Here is a 26,376-nt window from a genome sequence, read left to right on the forward strand (position 1 = left end):
GCAAGCCGTCTCGATCGTCCCGGGCGCTTCAATCTGCAGGACTATCAACGCGATGTGTGCGCGATGCGCCTAAGCATCAACCAGCGCCGTGAGCCTGCTGAAATCGGCACATCCCATCTGCCTGGAATTCCGAAAGTGTGCGATGAATCAATTCGGTCCGATCGCGAAGCCATGAGGTATCTTCTGCCGGATACGCGGCGCCCTGGGGATCGTTAAAGGTTGGCTGTCGTAACCATGACGTGCTGACTTCTGCGGGGTGCACGACAGCGACCGATCAAGACATTTAGTCCTCCGCGGCAGCGCCCTCCACATTCTCCCCGCCGACCAGTCCTGCCGGAATATCTCCAGTCAGCAGCTTCTCCTTCGAGAGTAGCCCGGCATCCTCGAGCGCCTCGAAATCCGGCAGGTCGTGCAGCGCGTCGAGCCCGAACTCCAGCAGGAACTCTTTCGTCGTCACATAGGTGTACGGCGCGCCTGGCGTCGGGCTGCGCGGCCCCGACGCGATCAGCTTTGCACCACGCAGATGGCCGATCAGGTCACGGGAAACTTCCTTGCCGAAGAACGACGACAGCTCTCCGCGCGTGATCGGCTGGAAGTACGCGATACACATCAGCACGAGCGTTTCGGACTGTGTCAGGTTTGTCTTCGTCTCATTGCTGCCGACCGCGGCCCGAATGGCGTCGGCGTAGGCGGGCCGGGTCAGGTGCTTCCAGCCGCCGGCGACAGCGACCAGGTCGTAGGGGCGGCCGCGCAGTTCCTCGCGGATGTCGTCGATGAGAAGATCGATGCTGCAGGTCTTGCCGACGATGCGAGCCAGCGTCGCACGCCCAACCGGCTCGCTGGTGGCAAAGATCGTTGCCTCGACTCAGTGCATCCATTCACGCCAGCGCGCTTCCGGCGGCAGGTGGTCCAGCTCCCTATCAAACAGGCGTTCGCCTGATCGCTGGTCAGCTGCTTGAGGTTTGCCTCCCTGCCCTCCCAGTCGCCGTCTGGTTGCGCCCTCCGCCATAGTATCTAGAGCCCGTAGATGCGGAACGCTGGCCGGCCAGACAGCTCGCGGACCGCGCCGAGCTCGACAAGCCGATCGAACAGCCGACGCAGGCCGCGGTCGCTCATGCCCGCGATATTCTCGGAGGCTGTGATCGCATCGTCGGACAGTAGCCTTTCAACAACGGAATCCGCCGCCTTGGCCCGCAATTTCGGCGCGACGGCGAGCAGCCGGTCCGCGCGGCGCGCGATCTAGGCGGACAGATCGATGGCACGCAGTGCAGCCCGCGCCTGCGCGCCAAGCAACATGGTCGCCCGGTCCGATGCTGACATCACCGGGGCGCCTCCCGAAAGGCGTGCGCGGCCGGAATTCTTTGCGAAGACTGTCTCAGTGCCGAGCAGGGACACGGCATGCTGCCAGCCGAGCCGCTGCGCCAGCAGCGCGTCAGCGACCCACGATCCAACGACCCGTGGCAGGCCGAAACGCTCGACAGCCGCATAGGCGCCGGTCAACGTTCCGACCGGGCCTTCGGTCGCGGCTACCCGGCGAAGGTCTTCTGCCAGATCGCTCGCCATCTCGTCCTTGTCGGCGTATCCGAATTCCCCCAGTACCGCGGCTTGGCTCTTCTCTGTCAGCAGCTCCTGCGCCGGTCGGCCTGACAGCCGGCGCCAGGCAAGCAGCATCGATCCAGCGGGGCCGACGGACAAAAAATCGCCGGGCCGGGTCAGCAGCACCGCATCGCGCAGCGCCGCTTCATCCTCGACGCGACCCGCCTGCCGCACCGTCACCGCAGCCGCGGTCAGCGCCAGCCTCCTTCGCCAGGCGCCGGCCCATCGCTCCTGCCGGCGGACCACCACATCAAGCCCGCCAATGGCAGCGCCCGCAGCGATCGCGATGTCCTCAAGCCCTTCTGCGGCAAGGTCTTGTGCGTCCGCAACGGCGTGGCGCGGCCAGCCCGGCAGTGCGACCGGCGCGGCCGCGGTGGCTGCGAGCACGAACGTCGGGCGGCGCAGGGCGGCTTTCGGGTGTGGAAACATCGCCAGCAGGATAAATCTAGGTGCGCTTCTACGGCCTATTCTACCACAAACCGCACGCCCTGTCCTGTACCTCTCATGTCCGATAATGTTGCCTTATCGGTCGTCGGCACCGCCCGGGGCCGAAATTGGCGCTGTCGCGGCGCAAAAGGCCGAAATCCCTGCCCGGCACCGGTCTGCGCGCCCTCACGGACCACCCGAATGCCCGCCGGTCTGGCCCGCGTCGGCGATCGGCCCTGCGTCCGGCCCCCCCCGAGGCCCCTCCCCTTCCAGCCGTTACGGTTCATGCTGCAAGGCAAATCAGCGCCGAGATGGCCAACAAATAACAGCTTCTCAGGGGATTCAGTCCGCGTCAATCTCACCCAAGCGTCCGGCCAACAGCTGCCGAAAGGCTTGTCCAGCGGCGTTTCAGCCGCTTGGCGCAATCCGTGTTGATGACGGAAAACACGTCCGGCAGCGCCCGAAATGACGCGGCCGCAGCGGCAGTTGGGCCACCGCCGCATGCACCCTGTTTCACGAAGCACTTCGCCATATCGTGCAAATCACGCCTGTGTGCTATCCAGGAAAAGCGATTGAGTTTCAAGCGGATCGGAACCGGGCGACGAAACACCATGAATACAGATCCTGAAACGCGGAACGACGATCCATCCGCAGATCTGCCCGACATCGTCGAGGTGGTCATGGAGATGGTTCCGACCAGCCGGAGCGACGATGCGACACGCAAAGATCAAGCGAGTGGGGGCGACGAGGACAGGCCTCACACGCAGGATCGCGCGGACGACGCCAAGGGCCCTGCCCCGCTGGTCGCTCCGGATACGGCAACGGCTCTGCCGGATCATCTGCAGGGCCTGGCAAGGCGGGCGCGCACCTATGTCGAGGCGGCCAGTGCGCCCAATACGCGCCGCGCCTACAGCGCCGACTGGGCCCATTTTACCGCCTGGTGCGGCCGCCAGGGTCTTACTCCCCTGCCCCCTGATCCGCAGGTTGTTGGCCTCTATATCACCGCGCTTGCCGGCGGAACGGCCGAGGCGAGCTCCGATCGCTCCGCCTATCGCGGCTCCCGCGGCAAGAAAACCGGCGCGAAACCCCATGCCGTTTCCACCATCGAACGGCGACTTTCGGCGCTTGTCTGGAACTACGCCCAGCGCGGGCTCGCTCTCGACCGCAAGGATCGTGCCATCGCCACTGTCATGGCTGGTATCCGCAATCGCCATGCGGCCCCGCCGCGCCAAAAGGAAGCGCTGGGCCCTGACGAACTCATCGCCATGCTGGAAACCCTCGAAAGAGGGAGTTTACGCGGCCTGCGCGACCGCGCCATGCTCCTTATCGGCTTTGCCGGGGGGCTGCGCCGTTCCGAGATCACAGGCCTCGACTGTGGCCGTGACCAGACCGAGGACGGTCGCGGCTGGGTCGAAGTTCTTCCAGGCGGTCTGCTCGTCATGTTGCGTGGCAAGACCGGTTGGCGGGAGGTTGAGATCGGGCGCGGCTCTTCCGATGCGACCTGCCCTGTCGTGGCGCTCGAAACCTGGCTGAAATTCGCCCGCATTGCCCATGGACCACTGTTTCGACGTGTCACGGGCCAAGGGAAGAAGGTCGGGCCCGAACGCCTTGCAGACCGTGAAATCGCGCGTCTGGTCAAGCGGACCGCACTCGCCGCCGGGGTGCGCGCTGACCTGCCCGAAGCCGATCGCGCCGCCCTGTTTTCCGGCCATTCCTTGCGTGCAGGCCTCGCGTCTTCGGCCGAGGTCGAGGAACGCCACGTGCAAAAGCAGCTCGGCCATGCTTCTGCCGAGATGACCCGCAAATACCAGCGCCGTCGTGATCGCTTCCGCATCAATCTCACAAAGGCTGCGGGACTTTAGGATCAGGCATATCCCCTCCCCCGTTTCGGCCGCCTGCAGAAGCTTTTTTCAGGGCCGTTACGTTCGCATCTCAGATTACGGTCAAGTCGCTTTCTGCTGGCCAGACAGGCCTTTTTTGGCTTATCCGGCCATTTTCAACGGTGTGGGGTTGGTTTTCAGCGCCGCCATCAGCATGGGGCCGACGGAGAACGTGCCATCCCGTGCTTTTTCAGTCAGGGCGCGCAGATAGCCGCCAGCGGAGTTGATGTGCTGAACACGCTGGAGAATGCAGGCGATAACAATAGCGGTATTCTCTTGGCCCAGCGTTTCGAGGGCTTCGGCATAGGCCGAGGGCGAAATGCCAAGATATCCGCGTATTTGAGCCGCTGTGACCGTGAATTCGCGCCAATCGCCGATGCCGTGAACGGCGTAGTCGATGATATCGGGGCAGGCTCTCAACACGAAGGCCAGAGGATAGGCTGTCGGCTGGTTTGGCGGGACAGGTTTTGGTTCAACTGTCGGCCAGTGGTTTTCCTGTGCAGGATCAGATTCAAGATAGAAGTTGGTATGTGTACTAGAGTGATGCCGATCAATTCGAGAGTCATTGCCGTTCATTGATTGAACATTCATGTGCGTTTCCAACAACTTGTCGATATCCTCCCTGATCGTCATCAACGCCGCTACGATCTGCTCCAATTCAGCTGCCGATGCCCGTCGCGGAATGGTTTCCACAACGATACGGAAGCGCGTCCACAAGCCATTCCAATCCCCGGGGATGTTTTCTTCGAGCGCGGCCTGGATGAGTTTGTCGATATCCCGACGATGCAGGGTGGCTTGCTCTCGCATCCGCTTCATTGCACGGCTTTCAGCCCGTACGGTTTCGGCCGCCTTGGCAAACTCGTCGGCGCGGGCCAGCAGTGGGGCGAGCGAAAAGCCGAACGCCTCCTCCAGATGTCCGTGCCTACCCTTGCGCGCATAGCGCTTGCCGTTGGGGCTGTCGCGGCGAATGATGATGCCGCCTTCGACAAGCGCGGCCAGATGGCGCCTTAAGGTGACTTCCGACATGCCATGGGCCCGGAATGCAAGCTGCCGGTTCGAGGGAAACACGACCAGGCCGTTTTCCGCCGACAGTTGGTCGCTGGGGTAGAACGACAGCAAGGCCGCCAGGATGGCCAGTGCGCGATCCCTGACACCGACGACGGATTTGCCTTCACAAAGGTCCCTGTAGACCTGCCACTTGTCGACGGTCTTGCCTTCCGGAAGCCCGGTTGTTTCTCTTTGCGTTGCCAGCAGGACAAGCGACATCGGCCGCCGCCCGAAAGGCGTCGCTGCAATATGCGTCTGCATTTCCTTCCACCTTCAATCAGGCAAAAGAAATCTGCTCGCCGAATCGGCGCCGTAAACTCTTGACAGTGATTCGCGGAAATGCGACTCTCGGATTGTCCAGATACGAGAAGGGCTTCCGCAACGGTGACGTTCGGGGGCCTTTTTCTTTTGCTGTTTCAGTCTCCTATTCGGTTTTCTCCGATGCCCTGAACGCCTCGTAGAGATCGTTCAGATTGCTCGAAATCCAATGGGCAAAACGTGGTCCATCGGCCGCTCCAAGAGCGAGCGTGGCCGTCCTGCCCGATTGTTTGAGGCTGGCGGTGACCGACTTGTCCCTTGCGGCCCATGACAGCGCCGGTTCCGCGATGGTCTTGCGCACCGTCTTGCCCTTGACGGTCAGTGCTGCCAGCAGCTTCTCGAAGCGCGAATTGCTGTCGAGTTCGCTGAAATCCGCCTCTGCAACGGTTTCGGTGACCAGTTCCGGACGCCGTGGCACCACCAGCGACAATTCCACCCATCTTTCACGGCCGATGGAAGGCGCCGGACCGATTGCCTGCACGATCGCCTCGGGAATCCGGTTGACCACCGAGATCATCTTCGACACCGCCGCTTCGTTCGACGCCAGGGCCGAGCAGATGACATCGCGGCCATAGCCGAGGTTCTCGAGGCGCCCGGCAAAGGCGGCCTTTTCGATGAAGCTCAGATTTGCGCGGGCGGAATTTTCCTGTCCCTGGGCGATGACATGCGCTTTGTCATCGATAGCCTTGACGACCGCCCTCACCTTCCGACCGAGCTCGCGGGCAACCCGTACCCGGCGATGGCCGAATACGATCATGTAGCGGCCGTCCCGCTCGGGATGCGGGCGCACCAGTATGGGCGAATTCTGGCCGTTTTCCCGGACGGCCTCCAGCAGCTCCCGGTAGTGCTCCTGATCATCATCGGCGAGACGGTCGGCCACGAAAGAACCGTCGATAAGACCCGGATCGAGATCCACGACCTGCTCGCCTTCCAGATAGGCATCCGCCTGCCTGGCCAGTTCACCGACCGAACGAATCATGGATTTGGAGGCACCCCGCACGGGGTAGGCTGCATTGCTGGGAACGGCCTGCTCCATATCCCCGGCCTCGACAAGACCGGACAACAGGTTCTTGCGTGCCATCTAATCACTCCTGCTCTCGGCTAATTTGTTGAAAGAACATGCCAAACTTCCGATTTTGTCAGCTGACAAGATCATCGTCCCCAAGCTCCGTGGATAAGGCCGGCGATCTCCCCGTTGACAGCGTCCAGCGCCTCCATCGCCCGTTCATAGGTCGAGCGCGTCATGGTGTTCTTTTCCACCTCGTAGAGCGTCTGCTTGGTGATGCCGGCATCCGACACGGCGGTGGACTTGAGCATCTGGTTCTTGAGGATGAATTCGCCGAACAGCGTCTGGAGAAACGCGACCATCTGGGCCTGGGGCTGATCCGTCGGCTCGTATCGGGTGATCAGGTAACGATACCATTCGAGATTGACGGCAGCGCCGGCGCTGCGGATCGGCTCCAGTATGTTGCCGAGCATGAGCAGGAACTGGCCCATGGACATCACATCCAGCATCTGCGGGTGAATGGTGATGAGCACGGAGGTTGCCGCCGTCAGCGCTGCGATGGTCAGGTAGCCGAGCTGCGGGGGGCAATCGATGATGACGATATCGTAGCGGCTTTCCACCTCGTCGAGCGCTGTGGCGATACGTGTGAAAAAGGCCTTGCCGGCATTGGAACTGCGGTCCGCCATGGCCAGCGGCGTGTCATACTCGAATTCCTGCAGCTCCAGATTGGCCGGTACGATGTCGAGACCGGGAAAATTGGTCGTATGGATGATATCCGACAGCGGCACCTTCTCGTCGTCATAGCGGATGGCATCGTAGAGAGACTTGATCCGGTCCAGCTCAGGCTGGAACCCGTGAAGGGAAGACATCGAGGCCTGCGGGTCGAGGTCGACCGCAAGCACCCGGTGCCCGGTCAGCGCCAGATATTGCGCCAGGTGGGCAGCCGTGGTCGTCTTGCCGGAGCCGCCCTTGAAATTGACTACGGCCAGGACCTGCAGCTTTTCGCCGAGCCGGCGATGCGGCACATACATGCGCGCTTCCGACCGCCCGTATTGGTCGAGATACTGGCGCAGTTCCAGCATCTGTTGCGCCGTATAGGAGCGCCGCCCTGATGAAGAGGTCTCCGGCACCGGGCCTTTGCCTTCAAGGTGCAGCTTCTTCAGGTGGCTTTGCGAGACGCCGAGATAGGTCGCGACCTCGGCCAGGCTGAAAGAGCGCAGGTCCTTCTTGGCAAACGGCGGAAAGCGCTGCAAACTAAGAAGATGCAGCTTCTGCGAGATCTGGTCGCCTTGCTCGAGAATATGCTTCTCGAAATGCAACGGCTCTCTGATGGGTCGAGGCGAACTCACGTTCATTCGGGCTGCATCCCCTAATAACGATTTTTGAAGATGTTTTTCCAATCAACCGTGATTATGCCCGATTCGGACCTTCCAGCAAGATGTTTTAAGTTAACGAAAAACTAACCGCTGCAAGGCGTCGAAAAGGATAAAAACTGCAATAATTTGCCATAACAAATTGAAAAATATGGAGAAAGTACGGATTTTGTCGGCTGACAAGATCTTCCGCTCCCTCTCCTGCCGACTGAGCATTTCAGGATTGAACGGTGGCGCTCTTCGGTGATTCTCGGCGCTAGAATAGTATAAACGCCGACGATTTCGACGTTTCAAATATTCACATACCGAATCGATTTGCGTCGGTAAGCTAAGGCTGCGGGCCTTCTGGCGAAGGCGCCCCGCAGTTGCAGCTTGATTTCTTTGGCCGCATTCGTGCGGCGTCAGACAATACCGTTTGTTCGCAGCCTGCCGGCTGCTCAGCAGTCCGCGGCGGCCTGCTTGTCGGTGCCGTCGGTGGGCGTGGCATCAGGTTTTGCAGGCGCTTGTGGGCCGGTGGCGGCGGTTTCGCCGCTGATCGGATCGAGCCCTGACGCCACGGCTGGGTGATCCTGCTGTGGCGAGCTGTCCAGTTCCTCGGTCTGGCTGGTGCCGATGTCGGAGCCGCCGGTTCCGCCCGTCCAGCCGCTGGAGCCGGCGCCGCCCGGCTTGGTTCCTGAATCCGCACCCGCGGCGGGCTCGGTCTCGGAGTCAGATTGCGTGGCGCCGTCCTGGCCGGATGCGGCGGTCTTGCCGTCTTGGGTCAATGCCGCATCCATCTCTTCGGTCGAACCTGTGCGTGGCCCGTCCGACAGATCGACGCAGTCGCCGCGCGGCGTGCCCGCCTTGCCGGCTTCGGTATCCGATGCCGCCGGTTGGGCGATGGCCAGCGAGGCGGTGAGCAAAACGGCGCCGGCCAATGAAGTGCCTTGAAGAAAGCGGTTCATATGGTCCTCCACATCTGGAATGGAGGACAACACATCAACGGCGATTTCGTTGCTACACCTCGACGACGATCCGGGCGGGGCCTTGTTCCACCGTCCCGATAACGGCCGTGCGCGGATAGCCGGCCATCCTTATCTGCTCGGCGAGCCGCTGGGCTGAGGATGCGTCGACCACGATGAGGAGTCCGCCCGAGGTCTGGGGATCGGTCAGCAGGTGCCGGCGCCAGTCGGGAAAGATGTCGGGCAGGATCACCTCATGCCCATAGCTCTTCCAGTTCCGGTGCGAGGCGCCGGTAACGAAGCCTTGGCCGGCCAGTCGCTCGGCCTGCGACAGGAAGGGGAGGGCGCCGTGGTCGAGCCTGACGGTGTGGCCGGAGCCGCGTGCCATTTCGAGGCCATGACCCAGTATGCCGAAGCCGGTCACGTCGGTCATCGCGTGCACGGCATCGTCCTTGCCTAGTTCCGCACCGATCCGGTTGAGCAGGGTCGTGGAAGCGACCATCTCCGCATAGGCATCCTGTGGCAGCGCCTGCTTCTTGATGGCGGCGGAATAGATGCCGATGCCGATGCCCTTGGTCAGGATCACGCGGTCGCCGGGACGGGCGGCGGAGTTGCGCCGCACCTGCGCAGTCGGGCAGGTGCCGATCACGGCAAGTCCATAGACCGGTTCCGGGCAGTCGATGGAATGGCCGCCGGCCACCGGAATGCCTGCCTCGGCACAGATCGCGGCGCCGCCGGCCAGAATCTGGCGGATGTCGGCCGGGTCCATCTTGTCGATCGGCATGCCGACGATGGCCAGCGCAAAGATCGGCGTGCCGCCCATGGCATAGATATCGGAGATGGCGTTGGTGGCCGCGATCCGCCCGAACGTGGCCGGGTCATCGACCATGGGCATGAAGAAATCCGTGGTGGCGATCACCGAGGTCTTGCCGTCGAGGTCCCACACTGCCGCATCATCGGCCGTGTCGGTGCCGACCAGCAACGGGGCGTAGGGGCCGGCCTGCGGCATCTCGCTCAGCAGGTCTTGCAGGACCGAGGGAGCGAGCTTGCAACCGCAGCCGCCGCCATGGGCCAGACTGGTTAGCCGCAGTTTTTCGACTGGCAAATCCATGTAAGCCTCCCTTGCCGGATGAATGAACTGCAATAATCATCTAGGGGCCATCTTAGATGAAGACAGTCCTCGAATATATATGACTATAAAACTCCACTTTATGTACTTTGACAGACTGCCGTACCAAGGGTAGCATCCTTTCAGACGGTTGGTCAGGATCGATCGTATCGCCATACAGGAGGTCTCCCATGAACATGGAAATCTCACGGCGCAATTTCCTGAAAGGGGCCGGGGCAGGCGTTGCATTGACGACGCTTGGCGCGTTCGGCTTCGGGGAAGCTGAGGCCGCATTCGTCGAGGGGCTGAGGCCCTACAAGCTCGCCGGTACGACGGAAACCCGCAACACCTGTCCTTACTGCTCCGTCGCCTGCGGCATCATCATCTATTCCAAGGGCGACCTGGCCCAGGGCACCGCCAAGGCCATGCATCTGGAGGGCGATGTCGATCACCCGACCAATCGCGGCACCTTGTGCCCCAAAGGCGCGGCGCTGCTCGATTTCATCAAGGCCGACACGCGGCTGATGACGCCGAAGGTGCGCAGGGCCGGCTCCGACCGGTTCGAGGAAATCTCTTGGGAAGAGGCGCTGGACGGCATCGCGCGGCATATGAAGAAGGACCGCGACGCCAACTTCATCGAGCGCAACAAGGATGGCGTGCCGGTCAATCGCTGGACGACCACGGGCTTCCTCGCGGCCTCGGCGACGACCAACGAGACGGCGTTCCTGACCTACAAGGCGGTGCGCTCGACGGGTATCGTCGCCTTCGACAATCAGGCGAGGGTCTGACACGGCCCCACGGTGTCCAGTCTGGGCCCAACTTTCGGTCGTGGTGCAATGACGAATTCGTGGACGGATATCCGTAACACGGATTTGGTGGTGATCATGGGCGGCAATGCCGCCGAAGCGCATCCTTGCGGCTTCAAATGGGTGACGGAGGCGAAGGCCAACCGCGGCGCCAAGCTGATCGTGGTCGATCCGCGCTACACGCGCTCGGCCTCGGTGTCGGACTTCTACGCACCGATCCGACAGGGCACCGACATCGCCTTCCTGCTCGGCGTCATCAACTACTGCATCCAGAACGACAAGGTGCAGTGGGATTATGTGCGCGCCTTCACCAACGCCTCCTATATCGTGAAGGACGGCTTCGCCTATCAGGACGGGCTGTTCACCGGCTACGACCCAGAAAAGCGCGAATACGACCGCCAGACCTGGGATTATGTGATCGGCGACGACGGCTATGCCGTCACCGACGAGACATTGCAGAACCCGCGCTGCGTGTGGAACCTGTTGAAGGCCCATGTCTCGACCTACACGCCCGAGATGGTGGAGCGCATCTGCGGCACGCCGAAGGAGAAATTCCTCAAGGTCGCCGAGATGATCGCGGAATGCTCATCGCCCACCAAAACGATGACGTCGATGTATGCGCTGGGCTGGACGCAGCATTCCAAGGGTTCGCAGAACATCCGCTCCATGGCGATGCTGCAGCTCATCCTCGGTAATATCGGCGTGCGCGGCGGCGGCATGAATGCGCTGCGCGGGCATTCCAACATCCAGGGGCTCACCGACATCGGCCTGATGTCGAACCTGATCCCCGGCTATCTCAACATTCCCACCGAACGGGAGGTCGACTACCCCACCTATATCAGTTCGAGGGGCTTCAAGCCGCTTCGTCCGAACCAGATCAGCTACTGGCAGAATTATCCGAAGTTCTTCGTCTCCTTCATGAAATCGATGTGGGGGAGGGCGGCCACGCCGGAAAACGACTTCGCCTATGACTATCTGCCGAAGCTCGACCTGCCGGCCTATGACGTGCTGCGCGCCTTCGAGATGATGGATCAGGGGCAGATGTTTGGCTATTTCTGCCAGGGCTTCAACCCGCTGCTCGCCTTTCCGGATCGCGGCAAGATCACGCGGGCCCTGTCCAAGCTCACCTATCTGGTGATCATGGACCCGCTGGAGACTGAGACGGCCCGCTTCTGGGAAAACCACGGCGCTTTCAACGACGTCGACCCTGCTTCGATCCAGACCGAGGTTTATCAGCTCCCGTCGAGCTGCTTCGCCGAGGACGAGGGCGCGCTGGTCAATTCCGGCCGCTGGTTGCAATGGCACTGGCCGGCGCAGAACCTGCCGGGCGAGGCCAAACACGACACCTGGATCATGGCGCAGCTCTGGCTGCGGGTGAAGAAACTCTATGAGGAGGAGGGGGGTCCGTTCCCGGACCCGATCCTGAACCTTCACTGGCCTTATGAGGACCCCGGCAATCCGCATCCGGCCGAACTGGCCAAGGAGATGAACGGCTATGCCATCACCGATCTGGTCGATCCGAACGACCCGACCAAGGTGACGCTGGAAGCCGGCAAGCAGGTGCCGGGCTTCGCCGCCCTGCGCGACGATGGCTCCACGGCCTGCGGCTGCTGGATCTATTCCGGCTGCTTCACCGAGGCCGGCAACATGATGGCGCGGCGGGACAACACCGATCCCGACGAGACCGGCGCCTATTCCAACTGGGCCTTCTCGTGGCCGGCCAACCGGCGCATCCTCTACAACCGCGCCTCGGCCGACCTTGACGGCAAGGCGTGGGACCCCACCCGCAAGCTGATCGAGTGGGACGGGGAGAAGTGGGCCGGATACGACGTGCCGGACATTCCACCGGCCTCCAACCCGCGCGATGTCGGGCCGTTCATCATGAACCCGGAAGGCCAGTCGCGGCTGTTCGCTCGGGGCCTGCTGCGCGACGGGCCGTTCCCGGCGCATTACGAGCCCTTCGAATCGCCGGTGGTCAACGTGGTGGCGCCCGCCGTGCGCGGCAATCCGGTTGCCCGGGTTTTCGCCAGCGACACCGAGACCTTTGGCGATGCGGAAGAGTTCCCCTATGCGGCGACCTCCTACCGGCTCACCGAGCATTTCCACTACTGGACCAAGCATGTGTGGGTGAATGCCGTCCTGCAGCCGGAATTCTTCGTCGAGATCTCGGAGGAGCTTGCGGCGGAGAAGGGCATCACCAAGGGCGGCTGGTGCCGGGTGTGGAACAAGCGCGGCTCCGTTCACGCCAAGGCGGTGGTGACCAAGCGCATCCAGCCGCTGATCTGCGACGGCAAGCCGGTGCACATCGTCGGCATCCCGCTGCATTGGGGCTTCACCGGCAAGGCACGCAACGGCTTCGGCCCGAATTCGCTGACCCCCTTCGTGGGCGACGCGAATATCGAAACGCCGGAGTTCAAGGCGTTCCTCGTCAACATCGAGCCGTCCGACGGACCGGCCACGGCATAGGGAGGATGATGCAATGACAATCAACGTCAATCCGCCCGTCGCGCCGGATGTCGAGATGCAGATGGGGCCGCAGGACTACATAAGGCGCTCCGCTTCGAGCGTGCCCGAGCCGACGCGCCAACTCGAGCCGGTCGCCAAGCTCATCGACGTGTCGAAATGCATTGGCTGCAAGGCCTGCCAGTCGGCCTGCCTCGAATGGAACGACCTGCATGAGGAGGTCGGGTTCAACACCGGCGTCTACGACAATCCGCACGACCTGACGCCGGACACCTTCACGCTGATGCGCTTCACCGAATGGGTGAACCCGGAGACCGAGAATCTCGAATGGCTGATCCGCAAGGACGGCTGCATGCATTGCGCAGATCCCGGCTGCCTGAAAGCCTGTCCGGCGCCCGGCGCCATCGTGCAATATTCCAACGGCGTCGTCGATTTCATCCACGAGAACTGCATCGGCTGCGGCTATTGCGTGAAGGGTTGCCCCTTCGACATTCCGCGCATCTCCAAAGTCGACAACCGCGCCTACAAATGCACGCTGTGCTCCGACCGCATCGCGGTGGGGCAGGGGCCGGCCTGTGCCAAGGCTTGCCCCACCAAGGCCATCGTCTTCGGCACCAAGGAGGAGATGAAGGCGCATGCGGCCGAGCGCATCGAGGACCTGAAATCGCGCGGTTACGACAAAGCCGGCCTCTACGATCCGGAAGGCGTCGGCGGCACCCATGTCATGTATGTGCTCCATCATGCCGACAAGCCGTCGATCTATGCCAACCTGCCGGACAATCCGCGCATTTCGCCGGTCGTCGAGGCGTGGAAGGGCGTCACCAGATATGCCGGTTTCGCCGTCATGGGTCTCGCGGCCGTTGCCGGCATGCTGCACATGGCCGTCTCGGGCCGCAACCGGGTCACTGTCGAGGATGACGAGCAGGCTCGCCGGCTGGCGGAAAATGCACCGGGTGCGGAACCGCTCGACCCCGGCAAGGAGCCGCTCTCATGACCGACAGCACCCTGCGTGGCCACAATGCCCCTGCGGTAAGCAAGGATGAGATCGACAGCGGCGACCGCCTCTATGTGGGGCGGGAGGTCGTGGTCGACCGCTATACCAGATGGGCGCGCCTTAACCACTGGGTCACGGCGATCTGCCTGATCCTGCTGGCCCTGTCGGGGTTGGCGCTGTTCCATCCGTCGCTGTTCTGGCTCACCGCCCTGTTCGGTGGCGGACAATGGACCCGCGCCATCCATCCGTGGATCGGCGTCGTCCTGTTCTTCTCCTTCACCGGCCTGTTCATTCGCTTCTTCCGGCTGAACCTGCCGCGGCGCGATGACGCGCAGTGGGCGGCGCATATTGGCGACGTCCTGAAAGGCGACGAGGAGAAGCTGCCCGAGGTCGGCAAATACAATGCCGGCCAGAAATTCGTGTTCTGGGCGATGTCGGTGCTGATCGTCATCCTCATCGCCACCGGGCTGATGATCTGGCAGCGCTATTTCGCGCAATATCTGACGATCCCGCAGGCGCGGGTGGCGGTGCTGGTGCATTCCATGGCCGCCATTGCCATCATCTGCGTGTGGATCATCCATGTCTATGCCGCGTTCTGGGTCGCGGACACCTTGCGGGCCATGACACGCGGCAATGTCAGTGGCGGCTGGGCCTGGCGCCATCACCGCAAATGGCTGCGCGCGCTTGCCGCCTACGGCAAACGCGACGACGAGACGCCTGCCGCAAAAAGACCTGCCGGCAAAAGGCAGGTATGAGCAGCCGCGCCGCCGCCGCAAGGCGGCGGCACTTTAAATGGGGCGATCATTTGCCCTGCAATGATTAGAATGCCGCGTGGCCGGTGCGGTTCGTGGAGGAATGCATGCCTCGCAGAATTCCCGTTTCAGGAGACATGACGGCGATCGGCGAGGTCAAGACGCCGCCCTTTGCCCGCGTGCCGGACCCAGTCCGCCTCTTCGAACGCCGCGCCCGCCGCTTCCATCAGCTTTCCGGCCCTGACGGCATCGGTCCCTATCTCGGCTTCCTGGCCGGCATCGCGGAAGCCCAGCAGGCGCTGGGCGGGCAACTGCCGCCAGCGCTGCCGCTGGACGAGGCAAAGCTGGAACGCGCGCTCGAGCACGCCATGCCGCCGCTCGACCGCAACGCCTTCCGGCCGGATGCCGGCTTCCGCTTGCTGGCCGACAGGCTCTTCGGAGCGCTGGAGGTGGTGGAAAAGCCCGTTGCGGCCGCAAAGGCGCTGGCGGACGTCCGCGCTTCGGACGAGACAGGGCTGGACGCTATGGTCTCTGACCTGATGGCCGATTCCGTGCCGGTCGACTCCATGGCCGGACATGCCTATGTGGCGGCCGCGCTCCAGCTCCATTTCTCCCGCGCCGCCGCCCTTCTGCCGGAACGCCGGCTGCAATCGGTCGGCGACGGGGCGTGTCCCGCCTGCGGCGGGCCGCCGGTCTCTTCGATCATCGTCGGCTGGCCGCAGGCCGGCGGCGCCCGCTTCTGCTCCTGCGCGCTGTGCGGCACGCTGTGGCACCATGTGCGCATCAAATGCGCCATCTGCTCCTCGACCAAGGGTATCTGCTATCAGGAGATCGAGGACGGACCCGGCACCATCAAGGCCGAGACCTGCGACGAATGCGGCTGCTACGTGAAGATTTTCAACCAGCAGAAGGACGTGTCGCTCGACCCCTTCGCCGACGATGTGGGCAGCCTCGGCCTCGACCTCCTGCTGCGTGAAACCAAATATCGGCGCGGCGCGTTCAACCCGTTCCTGCTTGGATATTAGGCACCCCATGAACGAGAGCTTCCGCGCCATTCCCTCCGTCGATGCCGTGCTGCGCTCTCCGGCGGGACAGGCGGCGGTGGAGCGCTTCGGCCATGAGCAGACCACAGCCGGCATCCGCCAGTTGCTGGGCAACGAACGCACGGCTGCTCGGCAGGGCAGTCCGTTGCGCGATGCCGAGGCAATAGCCACGCTCGCGTTTGCCGAACTCGAGGCCGCTTCGGCCAGTTCCCTGCGGCCGGTCTTCAACCTCACCGGTACAGTGCTGCACACCAATCTCGGTCGCGCGCTGCTTGCCGAGACAGCGATCGAAGCCGCGGTCGCAGCCATGCGCGCGCCGGTGGCGCTGGAATACGATCTCGAGGCCGGCAAGCGCGGCGAGCGCGACGACCATCTGCGCGCCCTGATCTGCGAGCTGACGGGCGCCGAGGGCGCCACCGTCGTCAACAACAATGCGGCTGCGGTTCTGCTCACCCTCAACACGCTGGCCGGTCACGGCGGCGGCGCGATCGTGTCGCGCGGCGAACTGGTCGAGATCGGCGGCGCCTTCCGCATGCCCGACATCATGGCGCAGGCAGGCGCGCGCCTGATCGAGGTCGGCACCACCAACCGCACGCACGAGAAGGACTATCGCACCGCGCTGGAAGGGGAGGGGGTGTCCCTCGTGCTGAAGGTTCACACTTCCAACTACCGCATCCAGGGCTTTACCAGCGCGGTCCCGGCAACGGTTCTGGCAAAGCTCGCCGGCGCGGCAGGCGTGCCGCTGGTCAACGACCTCGGCTCCGGCACGCTGGTCGATCTGGCGCGCTGGGACATCAGGCGCGAGCCGACCGTGCGCGAGGCGGTGGCGGAAGGCGCCGATCTGGTCACTTTCTCGGGCGACAAATTGCTGGGCGGTCCGCAGGCCGGCTTCATCGTCGGCCGCAGACACCTGATCGCCGCCATCAACCGCAATCCGATGAAGCGGGCGCTGCGCGTCGACAAGCTGCGCATGGCGGCGCTCGAAGCGACGCTCAAGCTCTACCGCGACCCCGACCGGCTGGCGGAACGATTGCCGACCTTGCGCCTGCTGACCCGCAGCCGCGACGAGATCGCCGCGCTTGCCCGGCGCCTGCAACCGGCCATGGTAGCGGCTCTTGCCCCGGCCTATCGCGTTTCGGCGGCCGACTGCGCCAGCCAGATCGGCTCCGGCGCCCTGCCGCTCGACACGCTGATCTCGGCCGGCCTTGCAATCAGCGCCACGAATGGCAGCGGCGCGGCGCTGGAGCGATTGGCCGCGGCCCTGCGCCGCCTGCCGGTTCCCGTCATCGGCCGCATCGCCGACGGCACACTTGTTCTCGACCTGCGCTGCCTTGAGGATGATGCAGGCTTCATCGCCAATCTCGGCAGCCTTGCCGATGAATTGGGCAGGGGGCAGGACGATGGGCTGGTTTGACCGGTTCCGCCGCCAGCCATCCGGCCATGACGCCATGGCCACGGCGCTCGCCGCTGCCCGCAGCGGCGACTATGCCACGGCGCTGGCGATCTGGGAGCCGATGGCGCGAGCGGGCAATGCGCGGGCGCAAAACAATATCGCGGCCTGCTTCATGGGCGGCCATGGCGTGGAGGAAAGTGCCGAACTCGCCGCACGTTGGCTGAAGCTGTCGGCCGCAGCCGGCGACGCGGTCGGCCAACGCAATCTCGCGACGCTGTATTTCCGGGGCGAAGGAGTAGGGCAGGACGACGAGGAGGCGATGCGGCTCTACCGGCTGGCGGCCGGGCAGGGCGATGCACAGGCGCAGGACATGCTGTCCTGGATGCTGGCCGAGCAGGGCGATTATCCGCAGGCGCGCCTGCTTGCCGAACAGGCTGCAGCGCAGGGCGTGGCCGCCTCGATGACGCGGCTCGGCAATCTCCATCACGAGGCGCTCGGCGTAGAGCGCGACAGCGCCCGGGCTCTCTTGTGGTGGCGCAAGGCCGCCGCCGCCGGAGATGCGGACGGGCAGGCGATGCTGGGCGCGGCCCTGCTGACCGGCAGCCAGCCAGATGCCGTGGCGGCGCTCGCCTGGCTGTTGCGCGCCCGCGCGGGCGGCTCGCATCTGGCTCAGAAATTCATTCCCGCCGCCACCCGGCAATTGTCGCCCGACCAGCGCCGGCAAGCCGAACGCCGTGCATCCGGACCGCTGGAGCAGGAGCGATGATCGTCGGCACGGCCGGCCATATCGATCACGGCAAGAGTGCGCTGGTGCGGGCATTGACCGGCGTCGACACCGACCGGTTGAAGGAGGAGAAGGCGCGCGGCATTTCCATCGATCTCGGCTTTGCCTATCGCACCTTCCCCAATGGCGCGCGCATCGGTTTCATCGACGTTCCGGGCCACGAGCGCTTTATCCACACCATGCTCGCCGGGGCAGGAGGCATCGATTTCGCGCTGCTGGTGGTCGCTGCCGACGACGGTGTCATGCCACAGACGCGAGAGCATCTGGCAATCCTCCAATTGCTCGGCGTTCGCCGCGGGCTGGTCGCCATCACCAAGGCCGACCTTGCCGATGACGAGCGTCTGCTGGCGGTCGAGATCGAGATCGAAGCCCTGCTTTCCGGCACGGCGCTGGAAGGCGCCGAAGTGCTGCCCGTCTCAAGCCTGACGGGGCAGGGCATCGATGTGCTGGAGCAAAGGCTGGCGCAGGTTTCGCGGGAGATCGGACGGCGCAGCGCATCCGGCCGGTTCCGGATGACCGTCGACCGATCCTTCATCATTTCCGGCGCCGGCACGGTGGTCACCGGCACGGTTCTGTCGGGTGCGGTCGGCATCGGCGACATGGTGACCGTCAGCCCCGGCGGGCTCCCGGCGCGTGTACGCTCCATCCATGCCCAGAATGAGAAGGCGGAGCGCGGACAGGCCGGCGATCGCTGCGCGCTCAATCTTGTCGGCGAGGGCATCGAGCGCGACGCGATCTCGCGCGGCGACATGGTCCTTGATCCGGCCCTTCATGCGCCGACTGCGCGCATCGATGCCGAACTGGGCGTGCTTGCCACCGAAACGCAGCCCATCGGCCAGTGGTTTCCGGTGCATCTGCACCATGCCGCCAGCGAGGTGCCGGCACGGATCGTTCTGTTGAGCGACGAACCGCTCCAGCCGGGGCAGGGGGGCGTGGTGCAGCTTGTGCTGGAACGACCCATCGCCGCCGTGGGCGGCGACCGCTTCGTCGTGCGCGATACCTCGGCCCAGCGCACCATCGGCGGGGGCCGCTTTCTCGATCTGAGGGCGCCGGCCCGTCGCCGCCGCTCGCCCGAGCGCCGGGCGCAACTGGCGGCACTGGCCGCGCCCGAACCGGCGGCTGCCCTGTCAGCCCTTCTCGAGGCCCCGCCCTTTCTGGTCGATCTCGACCGGTTTGCCCGCGACCATGCGCTTGGGGAAGCCGAAACGGACAAACTTTCGGAAAGCGTCATCCGCATCCCGCCCGGAACGGGAGCCATCGCCATGGCGCCGGTGCGCTGGCTACGGCTGCGACAGCATATTCTTGCCGACCTGCATTCCTATCATGCGGAAAATCCCGACCATCCCGGCATCGGGTTGGAGCGGCTGCGCATGATGGGCGAAATCCGTCCACCGGCCCCGGTCTTTCGCCTCATCCTGCAAGGCTTGCAGCGGCAAGGCGAGATTTCGCTCGACGGCGCCTGGGTGCGGCTGCCGGGCCATGTCGTGCGGTTCGCTGCAACGGATGAGAAAATATGGAATGAGATCCGGCCGCATCTCACCGGCACGGAGCGGTTTCGGCCGCCGCGCACCCGCGACTTCGCCGCCATGACCGGCCTTGGCGAGCAGGACACGCGCGAACTTCTGAAAAAGGCGAGCCGCATGGGGCTGGTGCACGAGGTCGCCCATGACAGCTTCTTCGCCCGATCCGTGCTGGCCGAGATCGTTGAAACCCTGCGCGACATCGCCTCGCACACGCCGAAGGGCGAGTTCACCGCCGCGGACCTGCGCGATCGCCTGGAAAACGGCCGCAAGGTTTCCATTGAAATACTGGAGTTCCTGGACCGTCATGGAGTCACGATCCGGCGCGGCGACCTGCGCCGGCTCAATCCGCACAGGCTCGACTTGTTCGGCACCCGCGCCAGCGAGGACCAGAAACGGGAGCCATCTCCGGCGGAGCGTCCGGACTTCAAACTCGAACGGCAGCATAGCTAGCGCTTACGTTCCCCTGCATATCTGGTCCGGGCGGCTTTTCGTGCGTGGCACGACATGTGCTAGATAGTTTCGAATCTTCTGGACCCTGCTCATGACCCCTGTTTCTTTCCGCCGGGCTGAATTGGCCGACTTGCCTGACATCGTGACCCTGCTGGCGGATGATGAACTGGGCAGAAGCCGGGAGGACGCCGGCAGCCCGTTGAACCCTCGCTATATCGATGCCTTTCGCGCGATCGATCAGGACCCGAACCAGTTTCAGGCCGTGGCGGTATCGGGTGGCAAGATCGTCGGGACGCTCCAGATCACTTTCATCCCGGGTCTTTCCCGAATTGGCTCGTGGCGCGGACAGATAGAGGGCGTGCGGATCGCCGCCGGTCATCGCGGATCGGGGCTCGGACGGCAGATGTTCGAATGGGCAATCAAACATTGCGTGGGGCGTGGCTGCGACCTCGTGCAACTCACCACCGACAAGGCCCGGCCGGATGCCCACAGGTTCTATGAGCGGCTTGGCTTTGTCGGCAGTCACTACGGCTACAAGCTTTCGCTCCCAACGCGGCCGATATGAAGGTGAATCAGATTCGCCCAGTCTAACGGCCGTTGCGGCGGAACAATGCGGCCACGCTATCCGTTCAGCAATTCGCGGGGCGGCCCAGCAGGGAGGAAGCCATGCGACGCGTCACGATCCCTATTCTTTTCCTGATTTTGACGGCGGTAGCCGGCTGCAACACGACGAGTGGAAGCGCACCCCAGACACCGGCACCGACCAGCGATAGTGGCACAGGCGGTGGCATGGGAGGCGGCGGCGGTGGCGGCTACTAGACTTCTATGCGCCTGTCCAGTTCCCCGGCCCCGGCCGGGGTTTTTTTGCCTATTTCTGATCCCACGCCTTCCACGCAGATCCCAGAGCAATCCCAAGCGCCAGGCCGATACCTACGCCCATGCCGACATTGTCCATGGCCACTCCCATCCCCGCGCCGATCGCAATTCCAACTGCAATTCCCATGGCGACTTTCTCGTTGCGCATTCGATATCCCTCGGCGGCTCTTCTTGATTGGTAACTGCTCAAATGAGGTGGGGTTCCGCCGAAGATAGCTAGTCTCTCTTGCCGGGATGCGCGGCGCAGCGACTTTTCATTTAAATTTATGGGGTGACCTTCCAGTCATCGCATACCAGACCGAGCCGGCGCCCCAAGCTGCCGCAATGATCATCTTGCCAATCGTCCAAAGCCCTTGCCGAGTTTCCTTGAGAAGACGACACGTGCCCGCTCCAGTTCGGCCCTAACCCCTGTGCCAATGGTGTCACACTTCTGGTTCTTTTGCGGCAAATTTGTGCCGGTCTGTTGTCCTGATTGCCTGATCATGGCTTTAATCGCGGCGGGGAGAAAGGGGCGCATCGGCTTGTTAGGCAAGCAGCGTTTCTGGAGTAGGCAGTGCAACGTCACACCGAAACTCTTTCCCGCCCAAAGCTTCTTTTGTCTGAAACAGCCCTTGTTTCCGGGGTCCTCCTTTTTTCCTGCAACTTGGCGATGGCCGACTGTTCCTTTGGCTCTCCGGCAGGCGACACATCCTATGTCTGCGACAGCGGAACCTCGGCCGGAGGGCTGAACGATACGGATGGCGACAATACGCTCACATTGCCAGCGGGCGGCACCGGCGTCATCGACGGGGACGTCTCCTTCGGCGCCGGCATCGACCGGATCGAGATGCATTCCGGGACGGTCACCGGAACCGTCAATCAGGGCGATGGCGCGGACAGCTTCATCATCTCGGATGGCAATGTCGGCGGGAATGTCCAGCAAGGCAGCGGCATAGACGATTTCCAGATGAGCGGCGGCCAGATCCAGTCGCTCAGCCAAGGCGACAATCTCGACACCTTCTTCATGTCGGGCGGTCGCATTGTCGATCGTTTCGACGACGGCGACCATGCGGTGATGACCGGCGGCCGCATCGGGCGCGTCAACATGAAGCTCGACGACAATACATTCGACATGTCCGGCGGCATCATAGACAGGAACCTGGTCGCCGGTTTCGGCAATGACACCATCATCCTTTCCGGCGGAACGATCGGCGGTAATATCAGCGTCAGCGGAGGAACGGACAGTGTGACGGTGACGGGAGGTTCGGTCGGTGGCGATATCCGGATGAGCTTCGGGACGGACACCTTCATCTGGGATGGCGGCGGCATCATCTATGGCATCGTCAATCTTGGCGAGGATGACGACACGGCTTCACTCACCAATCTGACCAACGCCAATATCGGGGCGACCCCGCAAATCACGGGCGGGCTGGGCGTCGATGCCCTGGCCTTCGACAATGTGAAGGCGGGGGAGGTTGCGCGCTTCGACAGTTGGGAAACGATCGAACTGACCAACGACACGCAGCTCATCTTCGATGGAACGCTGACGCTCGGCGATTCGGCAACGAACACCGGTTCCTTCACCATCGATTCCACCAGCACCATCTACGGGGGAGAAGCGAACGGGGGCATCGCCGCTTTCACGGCGGCACAATTTGTCGAAGTCGTCAATTCCGGACGCATCGACCTGACCAATGGCGGCGACGGCGCAACCGATAGCTTCACGGTTGGCGGCAACTATACCGGTGACGGCGGCCAGATTTTCCTGAACACGGCCCTTGGCGACGATTCCTCGCAATCCGACAAGTTGCTGGTGGCGGGTGATGCGTCCGGCTCCACCGGCTTGAACATCGTCAATGCCGGAGGTGTTGGCGGCCGCACGGTTGAGGACGGCATCATGGTGGTTGAGGTCGGCGGCGCGAGCGATACCGGCGCCTTTGCCCTTAATGGCCGCGTCGCTGCCGGGGCCTACGAATATTTCCTCTTCAAGGGGGGGGGTCTCGGCCAACACCGAAGACAATTGGTATCTCCGTTCCACGCTGGTCACACCTCCCGTCGTTCCGCCGCCGGAGCCGGCTCCGGCTCCCGATCCGGTGGAGCCGCCCGTCGCGGAACCTGTGCCGGAAGAGCCTGAAGTCGCGCCGCCGCCACCGCCATCCGAACTGCCGGACACGCCGCTGCCGTCGGAGGGCGATCCGACGACGGAACCTGTCGACCCCACGCCACCCGTGGACGTAAGCGATCCCGAACCGGAAGTACCGCCCCCGCCCCCGCCGGCGGAACCGGCCGATCCCCCGCCTCCACCGCCGCCTCCCCCGACGGAGGCCGCGCCCGTGCCCGTACCGGGCAGGACGGTCTTGCCGCCGACACCCGGCGCGACGCCTGTCGAGGCCGAGGTTGTGCCGCTTTACCGCATCGAGGTCCCGACCTATGCAGTTGTCCCGCCGGTTGCGCACCACCTTGCGCTGTCGACGCTTGGCACCTTCCATGAGCGCCGGGGCGAGCAGAGCCTTCTGCGAGGGGGCGGATGGCTGCCGACGAGTTGGGCCCGGGTCTTCGGTCAGAGTGCCGAGATGGGATGGAGCGGCACGGTTACCCCTAGCTTCGACGGCAACCTGATCGGGTTCCAGGCCGGGCAGGATGTGTTCGGCCGGGAAACGGAAACCGGCCATCAGGACCTTTTCGGCCTGTTCATTGCACATGCCGGCACGGATGGCGACGTCAAGGGACAAGCACTTGGCTGGAACGGTCTTTCGGTAGGCGACATCGATATGGGCGCTACGAGTTTCGGCGGCTACTGGACCCATATCGGACCGCAGGGCTGGTATGTCGACGGCATTGTCATGGGCACCTGGTTCAGCGGCGATGCCACGTCGAGGGGCAATGTCGGGATCGACATCGACGGGACGGCAATCACCGCTTCCCTGGAAGGCGGCTATCCCTTCGCATTGTCACAAAACTGGACACTGGAACCCCAGGCGCAACTCATCTGGAACCACCTGTCGCTTGATACGCAGGCGGACCGCTTCTCATCGGTGTCGTTCGACACGGACGACGTCGTCACCGGCCGCCTTGGCCTGCGGTTGCAGGGAAATTTCGAAACCGGAACGGGCGTGCTTCAGCCCTATCTGAAGGCCAATCTCTGGCACAACTTCTCTGCCGAGCAAACGATCCGGTTCGCCGGCGATCCGATCGCAACCGATATCGATGGAACCTCGCTTGAACTCGGTGGCGGTCTGGTGGCCAGGCTCAATCAGAAGCTAAGTGTCTTCGCCACTGCGGATTACACGACCGACCTTGATGGTGGGAAGAAGGAAATCTTCGAAGGCAATATTGGGTTCAACATCAAGTGGTGACGACGAAGCTCAGGGAAACATGAGATTTTGAGAGCCGCAGGTATCGTCACGCTCCCACAATCGCCGCCCAATGCTTTTTGCCAAGAGCCACAGTAAGCCTACCGATCGAGGCAGCCACAAAACTGATTGACATGCCAGCGCCGACACCGCGTTCCCGTCAGCGTGAGAACTCGGCAACCGGCTCTTCGCCCTTATCGAGCCGCTTGTCGATGCTCTCGATCGTCCAATCCGTACCCTCCGTTCGATCTTTTCCATCCGCTCATACTGCTGCTTGTAGTCCGGTCGGCCTTTTCCTGATCGGCAACGATCGGGTCGAGCTCGCCTTCGATACCTCCGATGGCTCGATCCTGGCTGGCGTCATTCATTGCCTGCACTACACTTCCCTCGCCGCATTTCTTTTTAGATGATTGCCAGATGCCAAATGCGGGCTAGGATGCTCAGGCTGTTCTTCGAGGGGGACGGCACGGGCCGGCGCGCAATCCGGCAGGATCGAGACGGCGCGCCGGCCTACCTTGTCCAACCTACGAAAACAGCTGTTGTGCCGGCACGGTCATGCCCATGAGCGGCTCACCAAGCTTGGCTCTTGCGCGGGAATATAGGGGTCCACTCCTCTTTTTTGCGTGCGAAAAAGCGGAATGTCGACTGGGCCTTTACGGCCTGTCAGAACAGTCCGGGGGACTTTCGCAATGCTTCCGCCCAGACAGCATAGCGACCGTGGCCATGTGGATGAGGTCCGGCAGGAAGTAATGCGACGTGGGACGCCCGTTTTCTCCTATTAGGCCTGCTCCTGCCCCGATCCATGTCGTATCGGTTCGCGCGTTGCACCAGCCGGCGCGCAGCCCGTTGTACCTATCGACTTCGTCGGCAAAGGGCCACCGCGCCGGGCTGTGCTTGACCGACATTGCAAAAACGTGAACTTCCGGCAGCCACTTGGCGATCTCTTCACGCAGGGCAAGGAAGTGGGTGAAGGTGCTTGCGGCGGCCAGCCCGTCATTGGCAATGTCGTTTTCGCCGAAATAGAGCACGATCTTCACTGGGTTCAGCGGCAGCAGCAGCCGGTCCATGTGGTACATGGCGGAAAGGAGGGTGCTTCCGCCGAAACCCAGGTTGACCACATCTAGTGAACCGAGGTCCTCGGCCATCGCGCGCCAGAGGCAGAACGAAGACGAGCCGTAGAAGGCGATCGCTCTTTGCGGAATGCCATTGCACTCCAGCCGGGTTAGGGCGGCGTGGATGTCGTTCTCGTGGCGGTTCGTGCCGAGAGGCGGGGGAAAATCATAGATGGTGACCCGGCATATGCCGAGCGGGCGTCGCGACGCTGGCCGAAAGCTGTGCCCCCAATCACGCGGCGGCAGCTTGCAGCACGGCCAGCGCACCCCTTATCGCTTCGTTGCCCGGTCCCTCCGGCGCCTTCAGTTCAAACACGGACGCGGCCACGCCGTAAAGCGCGTTGAGCCCGTCATTGCCGACGATGGCGATGTCGTCGCCGGGCATGAACCAGCCTTCCTCGCGCGCCTGCCGGAATTCTTGCCCGATGATGAGGCCGGAGACGTAGGAGCGGACCTCATCCGCCGATAGCTGCTTCGCCAGTACGCCGGTGCGCGCGGAGAACAGCAGCGAGAGCATGGCGCTGGTTCCTTCCGCCTCGCCCAGACCGCGCCGGAATGCGGCCGCGTCCTCCACGGGCGGCTGTGTGGCGCCGCGGGCGATGAAGGAGTGGTTCATCAGGAGGGCGAAGACCTCGCCGGTGACGAAGGTCTGGAACCGGTCGATGCGGCCGTTCCTGACGCGCGCCCATTTGCTGTGGGTGCCGGGCAGAACCACCGTCATGTCGCGGTCGAGCCCATATCCCACGACCTGGGTTTCCTCGCCGCGCATCACATCGGGAAAGGGTCTGCCTGCCGGATCGGTCAGCCCCGGCAGGAAGACGAGTTTCGAGCCGTTCGGCAGAACCCGGCTGACCGTTCCCGCCCCGAGTTCCGCGGGGCCAGCGGGGCAGGCTACATAGTCGACCTCGATCCAGCCGTTGCGGCTGGTGATCATGCCGAGCGCCACCACCGGAAGCGCGCCATGGGTAGCGAACCATGGCCGAAGCGCCCGCACCAGAACATCCTCGTGCTCGCCCTGCTTCAGGGTCGAGATGCCCTGCTGCGTCTCGATCCGGTCCAGCACATCGCCGGCATCGGTGACCAGCGCCGCCCTGAGCGATGTGGTGCCCCAGTCAACGACAATCGAGGATGCGTCCGATGCCATGCTCATGAT

At 63.4% G+C, this 26,376-nt stretch carries 19 protein-coding genes and 2 pseudogenes; 11 read left to right on the top strand and 10 right to left on the bottom strand.

Features of this window, described 5'->3' with window-relative positions; translation table 11 throughout:
* Positions 1-283 precede the first annotated feature (283 nt).
* Positions 284-817: an SMC-Scp complex subunit ScpB gene (gene scpB, locus ACVCNR_RS17895; protein WP_447076655.1), complete on the bottom strand. Its 534-nt coding sequence runs from the start codon at positions 815-817 to the stop codon at positions 284-286.
* On the opposite strand from scpB, the gene ACVCNR_RS17900 reads away from it, so the two are divergent.
* Entirely contained in the window at positions 704-940 is a 237-nt protein-coding gene (locus ACVCNR_RS17900) for a hypothetical protein (protein WP_447075856.1), read from the top strand. The genes scpB and ACVCNR_RS17900 overlap by 114 nt on opposite strands.
* 74 nt (positions 941-1,014) lie before the next feature.
* Here the strand turns inward: ACVCNR_RS17900 and ACVCNR_RS17905 are convergent.
* Positions 1,015-2,025, bottom strand: a pseudogene (locus ACVCNR_RS17905) (DUF1403 family protein).
* A 608-nt stretch (positions 2,026-2,633) separates the two neighbouring features.
* On the opposite strand from ACVCNR_RS17905, the gene ACVCNR_RS17910 reads away from it, so the two are divergent.
* On the top strand, positions 2,634-3,884 hold the full coding sequence (locus ACVCNR_RS17910; protein ID WP_447076656.1) for a site-specific integrase: 1,251 nt from the start codon (positions 2,634-2,636) through the stop codon (positions 3,882-3,884).
* 120 nt (positions 3,885-4,004) lie between these two features.
* Here the strand turns inward: ACVCNR_RS17910 and repC are convergent, their stop codons facing one another.
* The 5 genes from repC to selD form a co-directional block, all read right to left on the bottom strand.
* The gene (gene repC / locus ACVCNR_RS17915; protein ID WP_447075857.1) at positions 4,005-5,210 is read right to left on the bottom strand and encodes a plasmid replication protein RepC; all 1,206 of its coding nucleotides are present in this window, start codon (positions 5,208-5,210) and stop codon (positions 4,005-4,007) included.
* A gap of 163 nt (positions 5,211-5,373) precedes the next feature.
* Positions 5,374-6,348 carry a plasmid partitioning protein RepB gene (gene repB / locus ACVCNR_RS17920; protein ID WP_447075859.1) on the bottom strand — a complete coding sequence of 325 codons (975 nt, stop codon included), beginning with the start codon at positions 6,346-6,348 and terminating at the stop codon, positions 5,374-5,376.
* A 71-nt stretch (positions 6,349-6,419) separates the two neighbouring features.
* A complete protein-coding gene (gene repA / locus ACVCNR_RS17925; protein WP_447075860.1) occupies positions 6,420-7,628 on the bottom strand; it encodes a plasmid partitioning protein RepA in 1,209 nt (402 codons plus the stop codon).
* Between the two features lie 455 nt (positions 7,629-8,083).
* Positions 8,084-8,590, bottom strand: a complete 507-nt coding sequence (locus tag ACVCNR_RS17930; protein WP_447075861.1) for a hypothetical protein — start codon at positions 8,588-8,590, stop codon at positions 8,084-8,086.
* 52 nt (positions 8,591-8,642) lie between these two features.
* Positions 8,643-9,698: a selenide, water dikinase SelD gene (gene selD / locus ACVCNR_RS17935; RefSeq protein ID WP_447075862.1), complete on the bottom strand. Its 1,056-nt coding sequence runs from the start codon at positions 9,696-9,698 to the stop codon at positions 8,643-8,645.
* Positions 9,699-9,886: 188 nt separating this feature from the next.
* On the opposite strand from selD, the gene fdnG reads away from it, so the two are divergent.
* From fdnG to ACVCNR_RS17975, 8 genes are all read left to right on the top strand, one after another.
* Entirely contained in the window at positions 9,887-12,967 is a 3,081-nt protein-coding gene (gene fdnG / locus ACVCNR_RS17940) for a formate dehydrogenase-N subunit alpha (protein ID WP_447075863.1), read from the top strand.
* 13 nt (positions 12,968-12,980) lie between these two features.
* On the top strand, positions 12,981-13,958 hold the full coding sequence (fdxH, locus tag ACVCNR_RS17945) for a formate dehydrogenase subunit beta (RefSeq protein ID WP_354195545.1): 978 nt from the start codon (positions 12,981-12,983) through the stop codon (positions 13,956-13,958).
* Complete coding sequence (locus tag ACVCNR_RS17950) at positions 13,955-14,713, top strand: formate dehydrogenase subunit gamma (RefSeq protein WP_354195543.1); 759 nt, start codon at positions 13,955-13,957, stop codon at positions 14,711-14,713. The genes fdxH and ACVCNR_RS17950 overlap by 4 nt, the downstream gene beginning before the upstream one ends.
* A 104-nt stretch (positions 14,714-14,817) precedes the next feature.
* Positions 14,818-15,735, top strand: coding sequence for a formate dehydrogenase accessory protein FdhE (gene fdhE, locus ACVCNR_RS17955; RefSeq protein ID WP_447075864.1), 918 nt, complete (start codon positions 14,818-14,820; stop codon positions 15,733-15,735).
* Between the two features lie 7 nt (positions 15,736-15,742).
* A complete protein-coding gene (gene selA / locus ACVCNR_RS17960) occupies positions 15,743-17,167 on the top strand; it encodes an L-seryl-tRNA(Sec) selenium transferase (RefSeq protein ID WP_447075865.1) in 1,425 nt (474 codons plus the stop codon).
* Positions 17,154-17,912, top strand: coding sequence for a tetratricopeptide repeat protein (locus ACVCNR_RS17965; RefSeq protein WP_447075866.1), 759 nt, complete (start codon positions 17,154-17,156; stop codon positions 17,910-17,912). Before selA ends, ACVCNR_RS17965 begins: the two co-directional genes overlap by 14 nt.
* Positions 17,909-19,903 carry a selenocysteine-specific translation elongation factor gene (gene selB / locus ACVCNR_RS17970; protein ID WP_447075867.1) on the top strand — a complete coding sequence of 665 codons (1,995 nt, stop codon included), beginning with the start codon at positions 17,909-17,911 and terminating at the stop codon, positions 19,901-19,903. The genes ACVCNR_RS17965 and selB overlap by 4 nt, the downstream gene beginning before the upstream one ends.
* Before the next feature lie 91 nt (positions 19,904-19,994).
* Entirely contained in the window at positions 19,995-20,468 is a 474-nt protein-coding gene (locus ACVCNR_RS17975; protein ID WP_447075868.1) for a GNAT family N-acetyltransferase, read from the top strand.
* Positions 20,469-20,771: 303 nt separating this feature from the next.
* On the opposite strand, the gene ACVCNR_RS17980 is transcribed toward ACVCNR_RS17975, so the two are convergent.
* A complete protein-coding gene (locus ACVCNR_RS17980; RefSeq protein ID WP_354195531.1) occupies positions 20,772-20,927 on the bottom strand; it encodes a glycine zipper domain-containing protein in 156 nt (51 codons plus the stop codon).
* Positions 20,928-21,428: 501 nt separating this feature from the next.
* On the opposite strand from ACVCNR_RS17980, the pseudogene ACVCNR_RS17985 reads away from it, so the two are divergent.
* Positions 21,429-24,114 (top strand): annotated as a pseudogene (locus ACVCNR_RS17985) (autotransporter family protein).
* 650 nt (positions 24,115-24,764) lie between these two features.
* Here the strand turns inward: ACVCNR_RS17985 and ACVCNR_RS17990 are convergent.
* Positions 24,765-25,490, bottom strand: coding sequence for an SGNH/GDSL hydrolase family protein (locus ACVCNR_RS17990; RefSeq protein WP_447076701.1), 726 nt, complete (start codon positions 25,488-25,490; stop codon positions 24,765-24,767).
* A complete protein-coding gene (locus ACVCNR_RS17995) occupies positions 25,456-26,367 on the bottom strand; it encodes a 2-dehydro-3-deoxygalactonokinase (protein ID WP_447076657.1) in 912 nt (303 codons plus the stop codon). The genes ACVCNR_RS17990 and ACVCNR_RS17995 overlap by 35 nt, the downstream gene beginning before the upstream one ends.
* Positions 26,368-26,376 lie beyond the last annotated feature (9 nt).

The sequence above is a fragment of the Aquamicrobium terrae genome (assembly GCF_052978165.1).